The organism is Adlercreutzia sp. CNCM I-6207 (genome assembly GCF_977072305.1).
The window spans coordinates 1-16,735 of sequence record NZ_CDRVLZ010000013.1; the positions used below are offsets into that span (position 1 = coordinate 1).

A 16,735-nucleotide genomic window follows, 5' to 3' on the forward strand; every position below is an offset into this window, starting at 1 on the left:
GGGTCGAGGAGGTATCTGGACGTGTCGCTGCTGGACGAGTGATCATGCCGACGGCTGGCGGTCGCCTGCTGGAATTTGCGCAAGATTATTGACAGTACCTTTACACAAGCGCAAGCCCTGTTGCTCACATCGGCGCCGCACTCGGGACATTTAATAAGCATGGCATACTCCAATCAAGCTCGATCGGTATATCCGAACCATCAGAAAAGAATGGGAGTGTCGCAGAAACGCAAACGCGACTCAAATCCATCCTATTCTAAAGAGTCGCGGAGTCCTCCGCATTAGCTGCCAGCTAAATGCTGCTTCCGTCCCTCGCGCATAATTGCGTCAGCGCGCACTGAACCTTCTGCATCTAGAGAGGCAGGAGAGACTACGGCGCTTCAAGGATACAAGAGATGCCTTTCGACGAGGAGTAGAGGACAGTGACAGCCTAGGCCACCACGACGAAAGACTCTTCCTCCATGACCACCTCGGTTGAGCGCTGCGCGTCCAGGCGGCGATTGCGGAAGTAGACGAGCCAGTTGGCGGCAATGCACACCACGTTGATGAAGTAGACGATCAGCACCCAGTTGAGGTTGCCGGAAACGAACTTGGCCGCGATACCGGCGAAGTAACCGGCAGTGATCAGCGCGATGAACTGCCAGCTGGTACCAACCGCTGTGCCGGCTCGATAGTTCTTGTACGCGTTCAACGGCCATGACAGACCGAAGCAGATGAGCATGATGGCCTCGAGTAGCTCCGCCATAAAATCGATCGCTTCCTTTGCAAATCGTCGTATGTTCCGTACGGTTGTCGATTCTAGAACACCCGGGCCGCACGTCAACCTCTTTAACGGCATGACGGCATCCGTTACCCACTTGCCACGGCGTGCCCACAGAATCGGCGAGCTGCGCGCGACCCGTACGAGACAGCCGCCTGACGCGCGCGGACTCGCCGCGGAGTTCTCCCAGGACGCCTCGGCCCGACTGCGCCTCTGCATGCCAGCCCAAATCTGACTGCCGCCATCCGCCTCGCGCTTAACGCTGCGCTACCTTCCATGTTTTCATCGATTTCGCGGCGACCCCTTCGGCCGTGGTATGCTGCTGTTCATGGAAAAACTCTACGATATGCACTGCCATGTGGGATTTGCACCCGCACCTGCCACCGTAGCGGCTGAGGGGGCGCAAGCGGGCATCGGCGCGCTCTCGTGCACGGTGGAGCCGACGGAATACGAGCAGCTGCGCGCAGCCCTGGCCGATGCGCCGAACGTCGCTGTGGCCCTGGGCGCACACCCCTGGTGGATCGCCGACGGGCGCGTGGGCGAAACCGAGCTGGCCCGGTTCTGCGAGCTTGCGCGCACGACCCGATTCATCGGGGAGATCGGGCTCGACTTCGCCGGCCCGCGCGATACGGAAGAGAGCCGTGCCCTGCAGACGAGCGCTTTCGCCTGTATTCTGGCCACATGCAACGAGTCCGCAGCGCCCTTGGCACCCACCAATCCCGAAGGCGCGACAGCAACCAGCGGGCAAAACCGAACCTGTATCGCAACCACGAGCCCCGAGGCGAACCCACCCAGCGAAGGCACCCTCACCCGCAGCGCCACCGACACTGCGCCGAAGCTCATCTCCATCCACGCCATCAATGCCGCCGCAGCAGCACTCGATGCGCTCGAACAAGCCAGCACCTTTGCGCTGCATCGCGTGATCTTTCACTGGTTCTCAGGCACTTCCGATGATTTGCATCGAGCCGTCAAGCTTGGCTGCCTCTTTTCGGTGGGGCCGCGCATGCTGGCGTCGCGGCGCGGACGCGAATACGCCCGGCAGATTCCCCTAGGTCAGCTACTCCTGGAAACCGACATGCCCGCCCGCAAGGACGACAACCTACCCGCCGAAGTTTGGCGCGCCGAGCTGAACAACGCCCTTTCCGGCATCGCGCAACTGAAGGGGCTGGATCGCCGGTTGCTAATCCAGAAGCTCGATGCAACTAGCGCAGCTCTACTCAAAAGCTAGCCCCCCTACTTCTTCTTGCCTGGACGAAAACGCTGGTCGCGATAGAGATCTATTTCAGCCTCCACCCGATCAATGAGCTCCTGCTGAGAGTGCACCCCAAGCTTGTGATAGAGGCTACGGCTATGGGTTTTCACCGTATCTTTCGTAACCACCAATTGCTCCGCAACCACAGAAGCGTTCCGGCCACGCGCTAGCAGGACGAACACATCACTCTCTCGCGGCGTGAGTCGGCTCTCTCGAGCAATAGATTCGCAGGCAGCCTTAAAGGCGCTCGGCCGATCACGGTCATCGGGACGCGCACCGCCCCATTCTCCCCACAAACCCTCATCCGTAGCAATAAGCAGGCTCACGAGCATGAGCAAGAACAGAGCGATGACGCAGAATACGGCACCAGAAAACGCCGCGAAACCCACTGCCGCACTCACGAGAAAACCCACGAACTGCCCGAGAAAGAGCGCCAAGCCCGTCCAGGCGAACAAGACCGCCCGATCGTCCTTTCCAGTCCGGGCCAAATACGAACACAAGGCCCACATCGTAATAACGGCATAATAGTAGCCAGCTACATAGACCACCTCGCCCATAGTGAAATTCACCCCGGATGCATGACTCGTCGCCCCCGGGGTGCGCAGACCTGCATCGGCCGTCAACACGAGGAACCCTAAGGCCATAAGGGGGAATCCCACTACGTAGATGAGCTTACGAAAGTTGAGTCTCAGCATGCTGGCTCCGACAAGCACTACCACGGCAGCCAACAGAACGCCGAAGATGCTCATGAATCCGTAGAAGTTCTCCACTGCCACCGAAGGGAAGAAGCCATTCAGAAACCGCAGCGGACAGAAAGGATCGGAACATTTCTCCAGGGAAACGCTGCCATAAAGGGCGTGCAGGAGCCCGAATGCCATACCTTGGGCAAAAATAGTCGCAAGAAGCTTCAGCCGCTGGCGGAACGACGAAGCATTCCCCGACGGCCCATCGGGACCGATGTCCATTTCCGGCTCAACACCAGCCGCCAGAAGCAGGCCCACCGATACGAGCGGCAGAAGAGAAATGACCACCGCATACCACATTCTCTCGAGTTGATACAACATGGCAACAAGCACGAAGGCAACAACAGAGGCGACACAGGTGACGAACAGCACCGCACGGGGATTGCGAGAGCCCACCGAGACACCCCAGGAAACGAACAGCCAACCCGCCAATACGCCCGTTACCACAATAAGAACTCCATCGAGGGCGTTTCGCGTTCCTCCAACGGCAGCGAGTACGTAAACAGCCACGTAAAGCCCTGTCAGACCTAACGTCAAGCCGCTCTCCATCGTTTTCCTACCCGCCAATCGCCGGCGAGCCAGAGCGAGCGCCGCCCCACAAGCGGCGACAGCACTCGCCAACGCCAAAAGCCAGTAAGCCGAATCAGACAGCAGGCCTGCTGGGCGATACAGCGGGATGTCGGGGTTTTGGAGGGCGGCCCAGAACCATACAAAGAAGCAGCCAAGACCAGCAGCGCGCAAAACCGTCGTCCGACGATCGTCCGAAAAGAGATCTCCCCATCCCGTACGTACCATGACGCCCCCTCCGTACATGCAACCGCTCGAGCAACCGTATTCCCCTAGAACAATCCCATCCTACCACTACCATACTATCGCTTCTCACCTGGGTGGTATTTCGATCTACCACCAGCGGGGTGAAGTTTCCCTTTTTCCCTTGTCGCACAATTAGTATGCCCGCAATACGGACCAGAGCAGACAACCTGCCGCGTCGCCTATTTATTTGCGAGCCCGCCAAAGACCCTACGGAGAGAGGAGAGGGAAATGAGCGCAAATTTAAGTCGGAGAAAGTTTCTCACCACCACTGCCGGAGCGGTGGCCCTAGGATCGCTCGGCCTTGTCGGCTGCCAGCCCCAGCATGAGAAAGCGTCCGAACCCGAGGCCCACGAGCCAGAAACGCCCTTGGCGCTTACCAACGTGAGCCGGGTGCGCACCACCTGCGGCAACTGCCATAACGACTGCGGGGTGGTGGTTACCGTGTCCGACGGGGTGGCTGTGTCCATCGAGGGCGATCCCGACCATCCCTTCAATAAAGGCGCCCTTTGCCCGAAAGGCCAAGCCTTCGTCGATGTCATCTACTCGCCCGATCGCCTCAAGTACCCCATGAAGCGCGATCCGCAATACCGTGGCGACAGCTCGAAGTGGGAGAAATGCACATGGGATGAAGCGTTCGCCTACATCGCCGAGCAGCTGAGCGCCATCAAAGAGAAGTACGGCGCTCATACCCTCTTGTACACGAACGGAGCGCCTGTCCAGAACATCGTACGCAACGCCTTCTGCGAGTTTTACGCCCGATACGGCACCAACAACATGGTGGGAGCACCGAATCTGTGCTTTGTGCCGCGACTTGTGGCGCTCAAGACCACTTATGGGTTCCGCGATGAGGAAGACTACAATAACACCGACCTCATTATCTGCTGGGGCGGCAACCCCTTCGCCTCCCTACGTCCCGGCGCCTATATGTGCTACGGGAAGCACGGCAACGCCTCCCCCATCTTGGATGCCAAGGCACGAGGGGCCAAGCTCATCGTCATCGACCCCATTTTCACCGAGACCGCCGCAAAGGCCGATCAGTTCATTCCCATAAAGCCCTCCACCGACGGAGCGCTCGCTAACGCCATGGCCAACACCATTATCGCGGAAGACCTTTACGACCACGAGTTCGTCGAGCAGTGGTGCCACGGGTTCGATGAATATCGCGCCTGCATGGAGCAGTACACTCCCGAGTGGGCCGAACCCATCACCGGCGTCCCAGCCGACACCATCCGCGAACTCGCGCGCCTGTATGCCACCACCGAGCGGGCGGCCCTGCACGAGGGAAACAGCCTGGCTCTCCACAGCAACTGCGTGCAGGCCGTGCGCTCCATCGGCTGCTTGCGAGCCATCTGCGGAAAACTGGACAAAGAGGGCTGCAACGTCTGCTTCCCTACGGTAGTGGGCCATCCCGTAGCAGTAGAGAATGGCAATCCCACGGGCATCAAGACTACCGTGAAGGTGGAGGCGCCCAACGTGAATGCGGAACGCTACCCGCTGTTCCTAAACGGTCTGCCGGGCGCCCTGGATGCCATCGAAACCGGCGAGCCATACACACCCCGAGCGCTTATGGGCTACCACACCAACACCATCATGGCTCAGGGGGACTACCACCGCAATCTCGATCTGCTCCGAACCCTCGATTTCATCTGCTACACCGAGCTGTTCATGACCGAAACCTGCAACCAACTGGCCGATGTAGTGCTGCCCGACGTGTCCTGGGCCGAGCGCTATGATTACCGCACCTATCCCTCCGAGCAAGGTGCCGTAGTGGCCCTGCGACAACCGGCCATCGAGCCGCTTCACGAATGCATGACACCATACCAGATGGAGCTCGGCCTCGCGCGAGCCATGGGACTCGACGAGGACTACCCTTGGTCCACCGACGAAGAGTTCATTGAATACGCTCTCGCCCCCAGCGGACTCACCCTCGCCGACTACCAGCAAGATCCCGTGCGCATCGTGGGCACCCATGAGTACCGCAAATATGAAACGGGCGGCCTACGCCCCGATGGTGAACCGGGCTTCGATACCGTCAACGGTAAAGTGCTGCTCTTGAACCTCCCCTTCGGAAAAAACGGCCAGGATCCGCTCCCGAACTACGTACCGGGATTCGGAACGCCGGAGGGCAGTCCCGAGCTTGCAAAAGACTACCCCCTCGTCGGCACCAACCGCCGTACCGTGCATTTCGTACACTACAAGTATCGCAACAATCCCTATCTTTTGGAGAACCACCCCGAGCCTGAGCTTTCACTCTCACCGGCCGATGCCAAAGCCCGCGGCCTGGCAGACGGAGACCGAGTAAAAGCACTTTCCCATCGCGGAGAGGCGCTATTCACTCTTCGCATTTCTGAGCGTGTCATGCCTGGCGTCGCCTGGGTAGATGGCGGCTGGGGTAATCCCTGGGACGCGCCGGAGAGCAACATGAATGCGCTCGTAGACAACGTCGCCCGTGACCCAATTTCCCAATCGCCGGACATCTCCTCATTCTTGCTCGAAGTCGTCAAAGCCTAGCGCTTTTGTAAGGAGTGATTCACTATGACACGTCTTGGAATGGTCATCGATCTCGACCGGTGCATCGGCTGCCACGCCTGCTCGGTAGGCTGCGCCGTATCCCGCGCTCTTCCGGCAGGCGATCGGTGGTCTCACGTGAAAGAATACGTTACTGGCTCTTTCCCCGCTCTAGAGATAACTTATCTGCCCACCCTCTGCATGCAGTGCAGTTCCCCCGCCTGCCTCGACGCCTGTCCCACTGGAGCCACTTATATCGATGATGAGGGGGTCATCCAGGTGGACAAATCGCAGTGCATTGGCTGCGGCTCCTGCGAGAGCGCCTGCCCCTACCACGCTCGTACCGTTCTGGGAACCATCGAGTCGAATCACGGAGACGCAGGCCCCACGCCACCCGAAAAGATACTCTTTGCGGCCCGAACGGAAGGCGTCGCCGAAAAGTGTACCTTCTGTTCCGACCGCCGCGAAAACGGCGATGAGCCCTTGTGCGTGAAAACCTGCGTCGCCGACGCCCGCATCTTTGGTGACCTGGACGATCCAACATCTGCGGTGGCAAAAGCTGCTAGCAGCGGACAACGGCTCCTGGAAAATGTCGGTACCGAGCCCAACGTCTACTATCTCTACAGCGGCACCAACAACCTCGACGAGGCCTTCACGGTCTAGCGAATGCCGGGTGTTGGATTCTAGCCCGTTTCTCATCGCCAACAGAAAGGCGCTTCAAGGCTGGAGCGCCTTTCTGTGCCGCCCCTTTCTCGAGCGGGAGCCAACGAGATCGGCTCATCGCATCGAGCACGCAGACGCTCGCGTTATAATAGCCCCATGACTACGAAGCTCAAAAAAATGCGCCTGGACGACCTGTTGGTAGAGCGGGGGAAGTTTCCCGACCGCGCGACCGCGCTGCGGGCCGTGATGGCGCGCGAGGTGCGGGTAGACGACGTGTACGCCACGAGCGCCGCGATAAAGGTCGCGCCCACAGCCGACATCTTCATTCGCGGCCGCAAGCAATTCGTCTCCCGCGGCGGCAAGAAACTCCAGGGGGCGCTGGACGCGTTCAAGCAGGACGTCGCCGGCATGAACTGCCTGGACATCGGCTCGTCCACCGGCGGCTTCACCGACTGCCTGCTGCAGGCGGGCGCCTCGCGCGTGGCGGCCCTCGACGTGAACTACGGGCAGCTCGCCTGGAAGATCCGCCAAGACCCGCGAGTGGCCGTCTTCGAGCGCACGAACATCAAGGACGCCGATCCCGCCGAGGTCGGAGCACCCTTCGACCTCATTGTCATCGACGTATCCTTCATCGGCCTGGCAGCACTCGCCCCCCTCTTTCCCCGCTTCAGCCGCCCGGGCACGATCTTCATCGGCCTGGTGAAACCTCAGTTCGAATCGGCCCACGACGAGACCGACCGGGGCGTCGTCCGCGATGAGGCAGTGCGACTGCGCACTGTGGAGGAAGTAAAGGCCGCCCTCGCCGCCGCAGGGTTCACCGCAACCGGGGTGGTCGAATCCCCCATCACCGGCCCCGAAGGCAACGTGGAATACCTCGTCCGCGCCGTCTTTCGCAACAAGTCCGAGGCAATCTGAGAAGGAGCCTGCGGCGATTCCGCGACTCGCATTGGGTTCAGTCAACGAACCCTCCAATTTCTGCACGAGATCTCGAGTTATAAGCGTCTGCGAGCAGCCCATTGAGGCACTTCGAAGGATCTTTTCAGCAAACCCCCAGGTCACGCTCTTCAGATCAAAAAGATTCCGTTCGGCATCTCGACATCGGACGCTTACAACTCGCGATCTGCTGCAATTTCAGGGCAGCTCGTCGACCGAAGGCCGATGATCATCTTCAAGTGATGCTCCGGCACCCATCCCGAACTCGGCCGCACGAAGCGCCTTCTTGCTTGACCCATCTCAGCAGGCCGCACGGTTTGCGAACGTGAGCTACGCATCGTCCTCTTCTGAGGGGGAGACTGGCGGAAAGTGCTGGTGGTGAAATGCGCGCAGCTCGTGGCGAAGCTGCAGATGGCGGTCGAGAAACGAGACAGGGCGCACAGGAGTTCTGCCTCTTGTTTTGCGCGAGAGGGCGTCGGCTATCTCGATGAACTCTGAGACGCTATCGATCTGCGAAGACGTAACCGTTACAACATCGAAGCCATCGGCGATGAGGGCGTCGCGGCGCCGGGAATCACGCGCCTGCTGATGTCGCCCGCCATGAAAGGCAAGGCCGTCGTACTCCGCCGCAACGCGGGCCTGCGGCCACAGAAGGTCGCATACCACCCGATCGCCCCGTGCGATGCGCGCCGCCTCCTCCGAAAGCGCAACCGGCTCGTTGGCGAGTGCCGGAGGCAGGCCCAAACCGCCCCACCGCATGGGCGTCATAAGCAACGCATCCATTTCCGCCTCCTTGGCAGAAGCAGATTTCGCGTAGACGAACTGAACAGCGATGCGCGCTTTCCGCAGGCCTTTCATGCGCTCGACGCGGTTAACGAACGCGGAGAGTCGGGCCGGCGTTGTAAGCTGCGCCCGCACGAGCGCGCCCGAACGATTCGCCTCAAGGGGATAGCATCCGCAAAACTCATATCCCAAAGCAATGAGCTCGCCCATAGGGAGGGTTTCGGCCAGTTGGACAAACACAAGTTCAGGAGAGCATACGGCCACGCCGGGAGCGATTTCGAGAAAGGCCCCACGCGGCAGCGGCGCAGCAAGCTGATGGAAGCAAACACGCTTCGTGGAATGACGCCCGATTTTGGGCCGCGCGAGAACGTGAAGAGGGCGCTCGACCGTGGCGTTGCCCCATAGCTCTTCGAGCATTCGCTTCAGGCTGGGCCTTTTCGCACTCTCGATGGCCGCACGAACAGCAGCCTCGGTATCTGCGGCACGGGCAAGCGAGCTGAAGCCCTTCAAATGGGAGGAAGGAAGGTGCCCCACATCACGCGAACGCAGATCGTGGAAGGCACGCAAAGCCAGAGGATGATTGCACGACCACATCCTGAGAAAATCCAAAGCTGTTGTATGACTGAAGATCACTTCCATGTGCTGCAAGATAACAGGCTTTAGCTGTCGCGAGGCGTACATGCGGTAAATCTGCCGAACCGACATTCATGAGCAGAACAGTTACTTTTATCGCAACCGCGCCTTTGCACGTTGAAAGAAGGCCTGAACTGCTTGGCAGAAGTAGCTCGCACGAACCGTCCTCGCTCACGGGAAAACGAAGCGCAACGACCGTCCTGAGAACATTGGCGGTTCACGCAGAGTGATTGCCGACGGGTTCAGTCAACGAAGATGCCCTTTTCTGCATGAGATCTCGAGTTATAAGCGTCATCTCTTTCCAAGAAAGATCACAGCTAGAAAGGACTTTTGGAAAACACCAGTTCAGAGAAGCGCGCAGAACTGCGGTGCTTTCGCGCCGGCCCCTCAGCAACTCCCGAGACGCTTATAACTCGAGATCTCATGCAGAAACCGAGGGGTTCGTTGACCGAGCGGGCCATCAGTCGTTCGGATCATCGCGATAGGCGGCGCGGGCGAGATACGCGCAAAAGACCGATGACTGTCCGAGACCCAGTAGGCACAATGCCGCCGCACGGGCCCGCGCAGAAAAATGGAGCCCCATAGCGGGACTCCATTGGAGATCCTTCGACTCGCTTCGCTCGCTCAGGATGACGCCTGTTCTACGGCAGAAGCAGCTGGGCGATTTGCACGGCGTTCAGGGCCGCTCCCTTGCGGATCTGGTCGGCCACGTCCCAGAAGGCGATGCCGTGGGGCACGGTCGGATCCTTGCGCAAACGTCCGACGAAGGTGCCGTCGGTGCCAACAAGCAGACCAGGCATCGGGTACACCTTGTTCGCGGTGTCATCCATCACTTCCACGCCGGGGGCCGCCTCGAGCGCCGCGCGGGCCGCCTCCACGGTCACCTCATCGGCGAACTCCACGTTGATGGCCTCGCCATGACAGCGCAGCACCGGCACGCGCACACAAGTGGCCGCCACTTCGATGGCGGGGTCGCCCATGATCTTCTTGGTCTCGACGACCATCTTCCACTCCTCTTTGGTGGAGCCGTCGTCCAAAAAGACGTCGATATGCGGAATGGTGTTGAAAGCGATGCGGTGGGCGAAAGCGGAGATTTCCAACTCGTCCTCGGGAGTGCCGTCCAGGAAGGCGCGGGTCTGGTCGTACAGCTCGGCCATGGCCGGCGCGCCGGCACCGGAAGCAGCCTGGTAGGTGGACACCACGACGCGCTTGATGGGGGAGAGGTCGTAAAGCGGCTTCAGCGCGACGACCATCTGGATGGTGGAGCAGTTCGGGTTCGCGATGACGCCGGAATGCCAGGCCACGTCCTGGGGGTTCACCTCGGGCACCACCAGCGGCACGTCCTCATCCATGCGGAAGGCGCTGGAGTTGTCGATCATGACGGCGCCGGCAGCGGTGACCGCCTCGCGCATCTCCTTGGACACGGAGGCGCCGGCTGAGAACAGCGCGATGTCGACGCCCTCGAAGGACTCCGGCGTCATCTCCTGCACGGTAAGCTCGCCGGCCGGCACGAGTCCGCACCCCTCGAAGGGCACCTTCTTGCCAGCCGAGCGCGCACTCGCAAGAGCGCGAACCTCACTCGCCGGGAAATCCACGTCGTGCAGCACGCGCAAAAACTCCTGCCCCACCGCACCCGTCGCTCCGGCCACAGCCACCACGGGGTTTGCCGGCGTTTCCTTCGTCCAGGTCATTTAACGTCCTTTCTTCATTTTGGCGGCGATCTCCTCCGCGGAAAGCTGGGTTTCCACGAACACGTCGTCGGAATCGAGCCCGAAGGCGGTGTGCAGGCACTGGACGGCCTGTACTGCCTGGGCCGCGTCCACGATCATGGACAGGCGGATGGGCGAGGTGGAGATGGCCACGATGTTGATGTTGTTGTCGCCCAAAGTCTGGAACGTGCGCGAGGCGACGCCCGGCGACGACTTCATGCCCGTGCCCACGAGCGACACCTTCGCGATGTCCTCGTCGACGATGAACTCGCGGGCGCCGATCTCGGGCACGATGCGCTCCATGGTCTCCTTGGCGCGGGGCAGATCGGCCCCGGGAGTCGTGAAGGAGATATCGGTGAAGCCGGCCTCGGACACGTTCTGGATGATCATGTCCAGGTTCACGTTGGCGGCGGCCAGCGCCCCGAACACGCGGGCGGCCACATTCGGCGCGTCGGGTACCTGGCGGATGGTCACCTTCACTTCCGACGTGTCGCTGGCGATGCCGGTGATGACGGCTTCTTCCATTTCGTACTCCTCCTTGACGTAGGTTCCCTCGGCCTCCGAGAACGCGGAGCGGGAATGGATGACCACTTTCCATTTGCGGGCGAACTCCACCGCGCGGCTCTGCAGCACACCCGAGCCGGCGCTGGAGAGCTCCAGCATGTCGTCGTAACAGATGGAATCGAGCTTGCGGGCCCGGGGCGCGATGCGCGGGTCGGTGGTGTAGACGCCGTCCACATCGGAGTAGATCTCGCAGACGTCGGCATTAATGCCCCAGGCGATGGCCACCGCCGTCGTGTCCGACCCGCCGCGACCGAGCGTGGTGATGTCGCCGTTGGCGTCGATGCCCTGGAACCCGGCGACCACGGGAATGGCGCCATCGTCCAGCGCGTCTAAGATGCGCTCGTTGTGCACCTTCACGATGCGCGCCTTGTTGTGCGTGCCGTTGGTCTCGATGCCCGCCTGGCGGCCGGTGAAGCTGATGGACTTGTAGCCCAAAGCCTCGATGGCCATGGCCAGAAGCGTCATGGAAACCTGCTCGCCGGTGGACAGCAGCCGATCCAGCTCGCGGGCCGGCGGCGCCGTCGTGATGGCGGAGGCGAGCCCCATGAGCTCGTCGGTGGTCTTGCCCATGGCAGACACCACGGCCACCACCTCGTCCCCGCGCTGGCGCATGCCCACCAGGCGCTTGGCGACGTTTTTGATGCGCTCGGGGGAGGCAACCGACGTGCCCCCGAATTTCGCGACGATCAGAGCCATTGCGCTTGCTCTCCTTCGATACGGAACTAGTCGAAAATGCAAGTGGGCACCACTATAGCAAAGTTGTAAGGTCAATGAGGGCGAGCGCAGCCCGTACGGGCGCATCTTCGGTCGGAATGCCATCAGCGGCCACGGGCGGCGAGCGGCCATCCGGCCCCGGGGATGCCGACCACCCCGCCGAGGCACCCCCGGCCACCCCGACAGGTGACGCCGGCCAGCTCGCCAAAGGAGCACCGTCTGCTCCGTCTACCTAGTATGTCGGTTTTCCGACGGACGACACCCACCGTCCGCTGGCGGCCGCACCATTGTTTATGATGGCCTGTGTACCTATCATGATCGCTTTGCATTCAACATCGGGCAACGCCATCGGAGAGGAGAAGCCATGCCGGCCATCATCACGCACGACCTGTTCGGGAAAGACGTGTACGGCAAGACCTTCGATACCATCGGAGGTTCCCGCGATGCGGCCGAGGCCTTCCTTTTGGGCAACCAGGGCCCCGATCCTTTGTTCTTCGTCGCGCCCGATCCGCGCTACCGCCGCGTGGGAAAGCTGGCCTCAACGCTGCATCGGACGCGCCCGGCAGAATTCCTCGTGGCCCTGAAGAGCGCTGTGCGCGAGCTGCCGGCGCAGGAGCGCTCCGTCGGACGCGCCTACGCGCTGGGCTACGTGTGCCACTACCTGCTGGACAGCACGGTGCATCCGCTCATCATTAGCCAGGTCGATGCCTTGTGCGGCGCTGGCGTGGAAGGCCTTACGGCCGAGGACGCCCACGAGGTGCACGCCGTTATCGAGACCGAGCTGGACGAGCTTGTGCTGACGGCCAAGCGCGGCGAGACCGTGACCACCTACCATCCCGCCACCTCGGTGTTGCGCGGACGCGACAGCATGTTGGATACCGTGGGCCGTCTGTACGCCGGAGCCGTCGACGACGCCTTCGGCCTCACGATGCCCAAAACCATGTTCAAAAGCGCCGTGCGAGCCGAGCGCGCGGCCCAGCGGGCCCTCTACTCCCCCACCGGCGCCAAGCGCGCCGTGCTTTCCGCTGCCGAGCGCCTCGTGCGCCCCCACGCCATGACCGGGGCCATGAGCCACCGGGCCGCCGAGCGCGCCACTTCCGCCTTCGCCAACGGCGAGCGCGCTCCCTGGCACCATCCGGCCACCGAGGCCGTCAGCCGCGCCAGCTTCTGGGATCTGTACGACCAGGCGCGCGCAGGCGCCCTGAGCGCCATTAAAGTCATGGACGCCGACGACTTCGATCTGGCCGCTTCCCACCGCCTCACCGCCGATGTGAACTTCTACGGCGAGCCCGTGGTGGCCCTCGTCGTGGCTGTGGAAGACGCCGCGGCCGGCGACGACGTCCCCGACGTGCGGAATCGGTAGGAATGCTCATGACCCTCGAGACCGCCTTCGACCTCCCCTTCTGGTTCGAGTTCGCCGCCACCGTCACCGGCGGCCTGTCCGGCGGCATGTCCGCCGTGCGCGCCCGCTACGACATCTTCGGCACCGTGGCCATCGCCTGCATCACCGGCATGGGCGGCGGCATCATCCGCGACATCCTGCTGCAGAACTACGGCCTGTACGCCTTCCAAAGCCCTTGGTTTCTCCTGTCCTGCGCCCTGGCCGGCGTGGCAGTGTTCTACTTCGGCAAGCTGGCCACTTACCTGGACCCCATCGTCGACCTCCTGGACAACATCTCGGTAGCCCTGTGGGCCATCATCGGCGCGTCGAAGAGCCTCTCGGCGGGCCTTACCGTCATCCCCTCGGTAGTGCTCGGCACCATCACCTCCATCGGCGGGGGCATCTCCCGCGACGTGCTCATGAACCGGCCGCCCGTCGCCTTCCAAACCGGCCCCATCTACGGCAGCGCGGCCCTCATCGGCTGCATGGTCTACTGCCCGCTGAAGGCCAACGGCATCCTGCCCGACACGGCGGGCATCCTGTGCGCCGGCCTCATCATGGTTCTGCGCTACCTGTCCCTCATCATGGGCTGGCGCACCAAGCCGCCCCGCGACTACTCGGACACCGTGGTGGAAAGCGTGGCGCGACCGATGCGCTTCATAGCGCGCAAGGTACACGTGCCCATAGGCAAAACGGCCCGCGAGCGCCAGGGCACAACCAAGTTCGATCGCTTCAAGAGGAAGGGCAAGAAGCTTTACGATCGCCTGAGCGGCCGCTGGATGGACGACGACGGCGAACACTTCCAGCCCACCGTGCTCATGGACAAGCTCGTGGTGCCCCTGGCCGATGAGGACGAGCATGCCTCCGAACCGGCCCCCGATCCCTCCGATCGCCTGTTCGTCGACCGCGACGAGCTCTACCGCATCATCGGCCTCGACCACGAGCCCCGCCGCACCGGCCCGCAGGCGGCGGTGAAGGATTCCGCCGCGGAAGCCAAGGATTCGAAGAGCGCGGAAGGCGCGGAAGGCGCCGACGCGGACGCGGCACGAAAAGCCGACGACGAACCGGCCTTCGACCCCTTCGAACCGCAAACCCCCGACCCGAAGAAGCCCCAGCACAACCCCCGCGACCAGAAGAAGCGTTCATGACGCTCTCCCGTCACCGGGTACACCAAATTCGTGCAGGAATTTGCGATAGGGAGAGGCCGAGGCGATCCTACAACCGATTTAGAGTCTCCCTATCGCAAAATCCTGCACGAATCGCCCGGACGCGCTCTCTCTAACGAAAAATCTTGCACGGAAATACGGCGACCGTCGCCGCGCACTGGACAAGCCCGCCGCTTGGCCTGCAGACATCCCCGTAGGGGCCGGCCTCGATCGGCACTCCCGAGCCAGAACGTCCGCCAATGCAGAAAGGGCGGCGCAAGCGCCGCCCCTACGTAGGTGTACCGATTCCCCGATCCTGAGCCTACATATTCTTCAACAGAATCGTGCTCATGAGATCGGCGGTATGCTCGCAGGCGTCGCAGCAGCTCTCCATGAAGGCGTACAGGCGCGACCACTTCAGCACGTGCATGGGCTCGTCGGCGTGGTTCACGTGCAGGTTGCGGATGACCTCCACGTACAGCGCGTCGGCCTCCTCCTCGTTGTCGGAGACCTGAATGACCAGCTGCTTGAAGTTCTTCGACTTCTTGAAGTTGCGGAAATCCTCCATGGCGGCGTCCACGGCCTTGCACGACTTGCGGATGAGGGTGGCGAAGCGCAGGGCGTCCTCGGGAATCTGATGGATGTCGAACATGTAGAAGTACTGCAGCACGTCCTCGATCTCATCCAGAATCTCGTCCAGCGCGCCGGCCAAAGCCACGATGTCCTCGCGATCGAACGGCGGCATGAAGTCGTTGCCGACGTGCTTGTAGATGTCGTGGTTGATCATGTCGCCGGCGTGCTCGAGCGCATGGGCCTCATCGAGCACCGCGCGCAGGGCAGCGGCATCGGTGAAGTTCTCCATGGCGCGCACAAGGACGCTCGCCTCTTGCACGGCCAGATCGGACAGCTCTTCGTAGGCGTCGAAGTAATCGTACTTGTGTTTCTTGGCCACTGGACTTCCCTTCTCGTGTTACAGGATCATAAGGAACAACTTGGCACAGGCGAAGCCCAGGATGCCGCACCCGGGGAAGGTGAGCACCCACGTCTTCACCATATCGATGGCGATAGACCATTTCACGGACTTGGGGCTCTTCGCGGCCCCCACGCCCATGATGGCCGTCGTGTTGGTGTGCGTCGTGGAAACCGGCAAGCCCCCGAAGGTGGCGAGCATAAGACTCACGAACGTGGAGAGGCTGGCGGCGAATCCCTGGAACGCCTCGAGCTTCACCATATCCATGCCCACGGACTTGATGATGCGCTCGCCGCCCACGGCCGTGCCGAAGCCCATGTTGAAGGCGCAGAAGATCATAAGCCACATGGGCATAGCCACGCCCGACAGATCCATGCCCATGCCGGCGGTCATCATGATGGCCAGCATGAAGATGGACATGAACTTCTGGCCGTCCTGGGCGCCGTGCATGAAAGCCACCCCGGCGCCAGAGCAGATCTGCGCCCACTTGAAGAACGAGTTCGCCTTCAGGCGATCCACATTGCGGCACATACGGCCGATGACCTTGTAGTTGATCCAGCCCAGGCCGAACCCGAGCAGCGTGGAGAGCAGGATGCCATAGACGACCTTCATCCACTCGGCGCCGTTGATGGCGTCCAGGCCACCCTGAACGGCGATGGCCGCGCCGGTGAGGCCGGCGATGAGCGAATGGGACTGGGAGGTGGGGATGCCGAACCACCAGGCCGCCGCGCCCCAGACGATAATGGCGACCATCGCCGCCATGAGCGCCGTCAGGGCCTGATGGGAGTTGCCGCCGAAGTCCACCATGGAGAAAATGGTATGGGCTACCGCCGTGGAGACCAGCGACACGAGCAAAAGCCCCAGGAAATTGAACACCGCCGCCATGATAATGGCGTGCCGAGGCTTCATGGCCCGGGTGGAGACCGCCGTGGCGATGGCATTGGGCGCATCCGTCGCGCCGTTCACGATGATAACGCCGATATTAAGCAGGGTCACCACCAGAAGGATGGGGTTCTGCATAAGCTCGGAGAGGAAAAAGGTCCACTCGATCGTCACGGAGTTCCTTCCAACAGATAAGCTGCACCCAGAAAATGCGCAGTAGCCCAAGTCTACCCTATGACACGCCGTCAGCAAGACAGACTGCCAATTTTTTTGAAAAATCAG

The 16,735-nt window shown here is 61.7% G+C and carries 13 protein-coding genes; 6 read left to right on the plus strand and 7 right to left on the minus strand.

Translation table 11 applies throughout. The features are described 5' to 3' along the window. Window positions 1-430: 430 nt before the first annotated feature. Window positions 431-745, minus strand: a complete 315-nt coding sequence (locus ACW4QM_RS07615; RefSeq protein ID WP_114539982.1) for a hypothetical protein — start codon at window positions 743-745, stop codon at window positions 431-433. Window positions 746-1,076: 331 nt separating this feature from the next. On the opposite strand from ACW4QM_RS07615, the gene ACW4QM_RS07620 reads away from it, so the two are divergent. Further along, window positions 1,077-1,988, plus strand: a complete 912-nt coding sequence (locus ACW4QM_RS07620) for a TatD family hydrolase (RefSeq protein WP_455798343.1) — start codon at window positions 1,077-1,079, stop codon at window positions 1,986-1,988. 5 nt (window positions 1,989-1,993) lie between these two features. Here the strand turns inward: ACW4QM_RS07620 and ACW4QM_RS07625 are convergent, their stop codons facing one another. Continuing rightward, complete coding sequence (locus ACW4QM_RS07625; RefSeq protein WP_302808112.1) at window positions 1,994-3,550, minus strand: helix-turn-helix transcriptional regulator; 1,557 nt, start codon at window positions 3,548-3,550, stop codon at window positions 1,994-1,996. Window positions 3,551-3,796: 246 nt separating this feature from the next. On the opposite strand from ACW4QM_RS07625, the gene ACW4QM_RS07630 reads away from it, so the two are divergent. The 3 genes from ACW4QM_RS07630 to ACW4QM_RS07640 all read left to right on the plus strand — a co-directional run bounded on the left by ACW4QM_RS07630 (window position 3,797) and on the right by ACW4QM_RS07640 (window position 7,654). Next, window positions 3,797-6,079: a molybdopterin-containing oxidoreductase family protein gene (locus ACW4QM_RS07630; RefSeq protein WP_455798344.1), complete on the plus strand. Its 2,283-nt coding sequence runs from the start codon at window positions 3,797-3,799 to the stop codon at window positions 6,077-6,079. Between the two features lie 24 nt (window positions 6,080-6,103). Further along, a complete protein-coding gene (locus tag ACW4QM_RS07635) occupies window positions 6,104-6,739 on the plus strand; it encodes a 4Fe-4S dicluster domain-containing protein (protein ID WP_302808110.1) in 636 nt (211 codons plus the stop codon). 156 nt (window positions 6,740-6,895) lie between these two features. Continuing rightward, window positions 6,896-7,654, plus strand: coding sequence for a TlyA family RNA methyltransferase (locus ACW4QM_RS07640; protein WP_302808109.1), 759 nt, complete (start codon window positions 6,896-6,898; stop codon window positions 7,652-7,654). 348 nt (window positions 7,655-8,002) lie between these two features. Here the strand turns inward: ACW4QM_RS07640 and ACW4QM_RS07645 are convergent, their stop codons facing one another. The 3 genes from ACW4QM_RS07645 to ACW4QM_RS07655 form a co-directional block, all read right to left on the minus strand. Continuing rightward, window positions 8,003-9,094 carry a hypothetical protein gene (locus ACW4QM_RS07645; protein ID WP_455798345.1) on the minus strand — a complete coding sequence of 364 codons (1,092 nt, stop codon included), beginning with the start codon at window positions 9,092-9,094 and terminating at the stop codon, window positions 8,003-8,005. 635 nt (window positions 9,095-9,729) lie between these two features. Beyond that, on the minus strand, window positions 9,730-10,779 hold the full coding sequence (locus tag ACW4QM_RS07650; RefSeq protein ID WP_173112298.1) for an aspartate-semialdehyde dehydrogenase: 1,050 nt from the start codon (window positions 10,777-10,779) through the stop codon (window positions 9,730-9,732). Continuing rightward, a complete protein-coding gene (locus ACW4QM_RS07655) occupies window positions 10,780-12,057 on the minus strand; it encodes an aspartate kinase (RefSeq protein WP_022740370.1) in 1,278 nt (425 codons plus the stop codon). A 382-nt stretch (window positions 12,058-12,439) separates the two neighbouring features. On the opposite strand from ACW4QM_RS07655, the gene ACW4QM_RS07660 reads away from it, so the two are divergent. Continuing rightward, on the plus strand, window positions 12,440-13,438 hold the full coding sequence (locus ACW4QM_RS07660; protein ID WP_302808107.1) for a zinc dependent phospholipase C family protein: 999 nt from the start codon (window positions 12,440-12,442) through the stop codon (window positions 13,436-13,438). 8 nt (window positions 13,439-13,446) lie between these two features. Continuing rightward, entirely contained in the window at window positions 13,447-14,604 is a 1,158-nt protein-coding gene (locus ACW4QM_RS07665) for a trimeric intracellular cation channel family protein (protein ID WP_302234081.1), read from the plus strand. A 319-nt stretch (window positions 14,605-14,923) separates the two neighbouring features. Here the strand turns inward: ACW4QM_RS07665 and ACW4QM_RS07670 are convergent, their stop codons facing one another. Further along, window positions 14,924-15,553 (minus strand): DUF47 domain-containing protein, encoded by a 630-nt coding sequence (locus ACW4QM_RS07670; protein WP_022740373.1) that lies wholly within the window; start codon window positions 15,551-15,553, stop codon window positions 14,924-14,926. An 18-nt stretch (window positions 15,554-15,571) separates the two neighbouring features. After that, on the minus strand, window positions 15,572-16,627 hold the full coding sequence (locus ACW4QM_RS07675; protein WP_302234082.1) for an inorganic phosphate transporter: 1,056 nt from the start codon (window positions 16,625-16,627) through the stop codon (window positions 15,572-15,574). Window positions 16,628-16,735 lie beyond the last annotated feature (108 nt).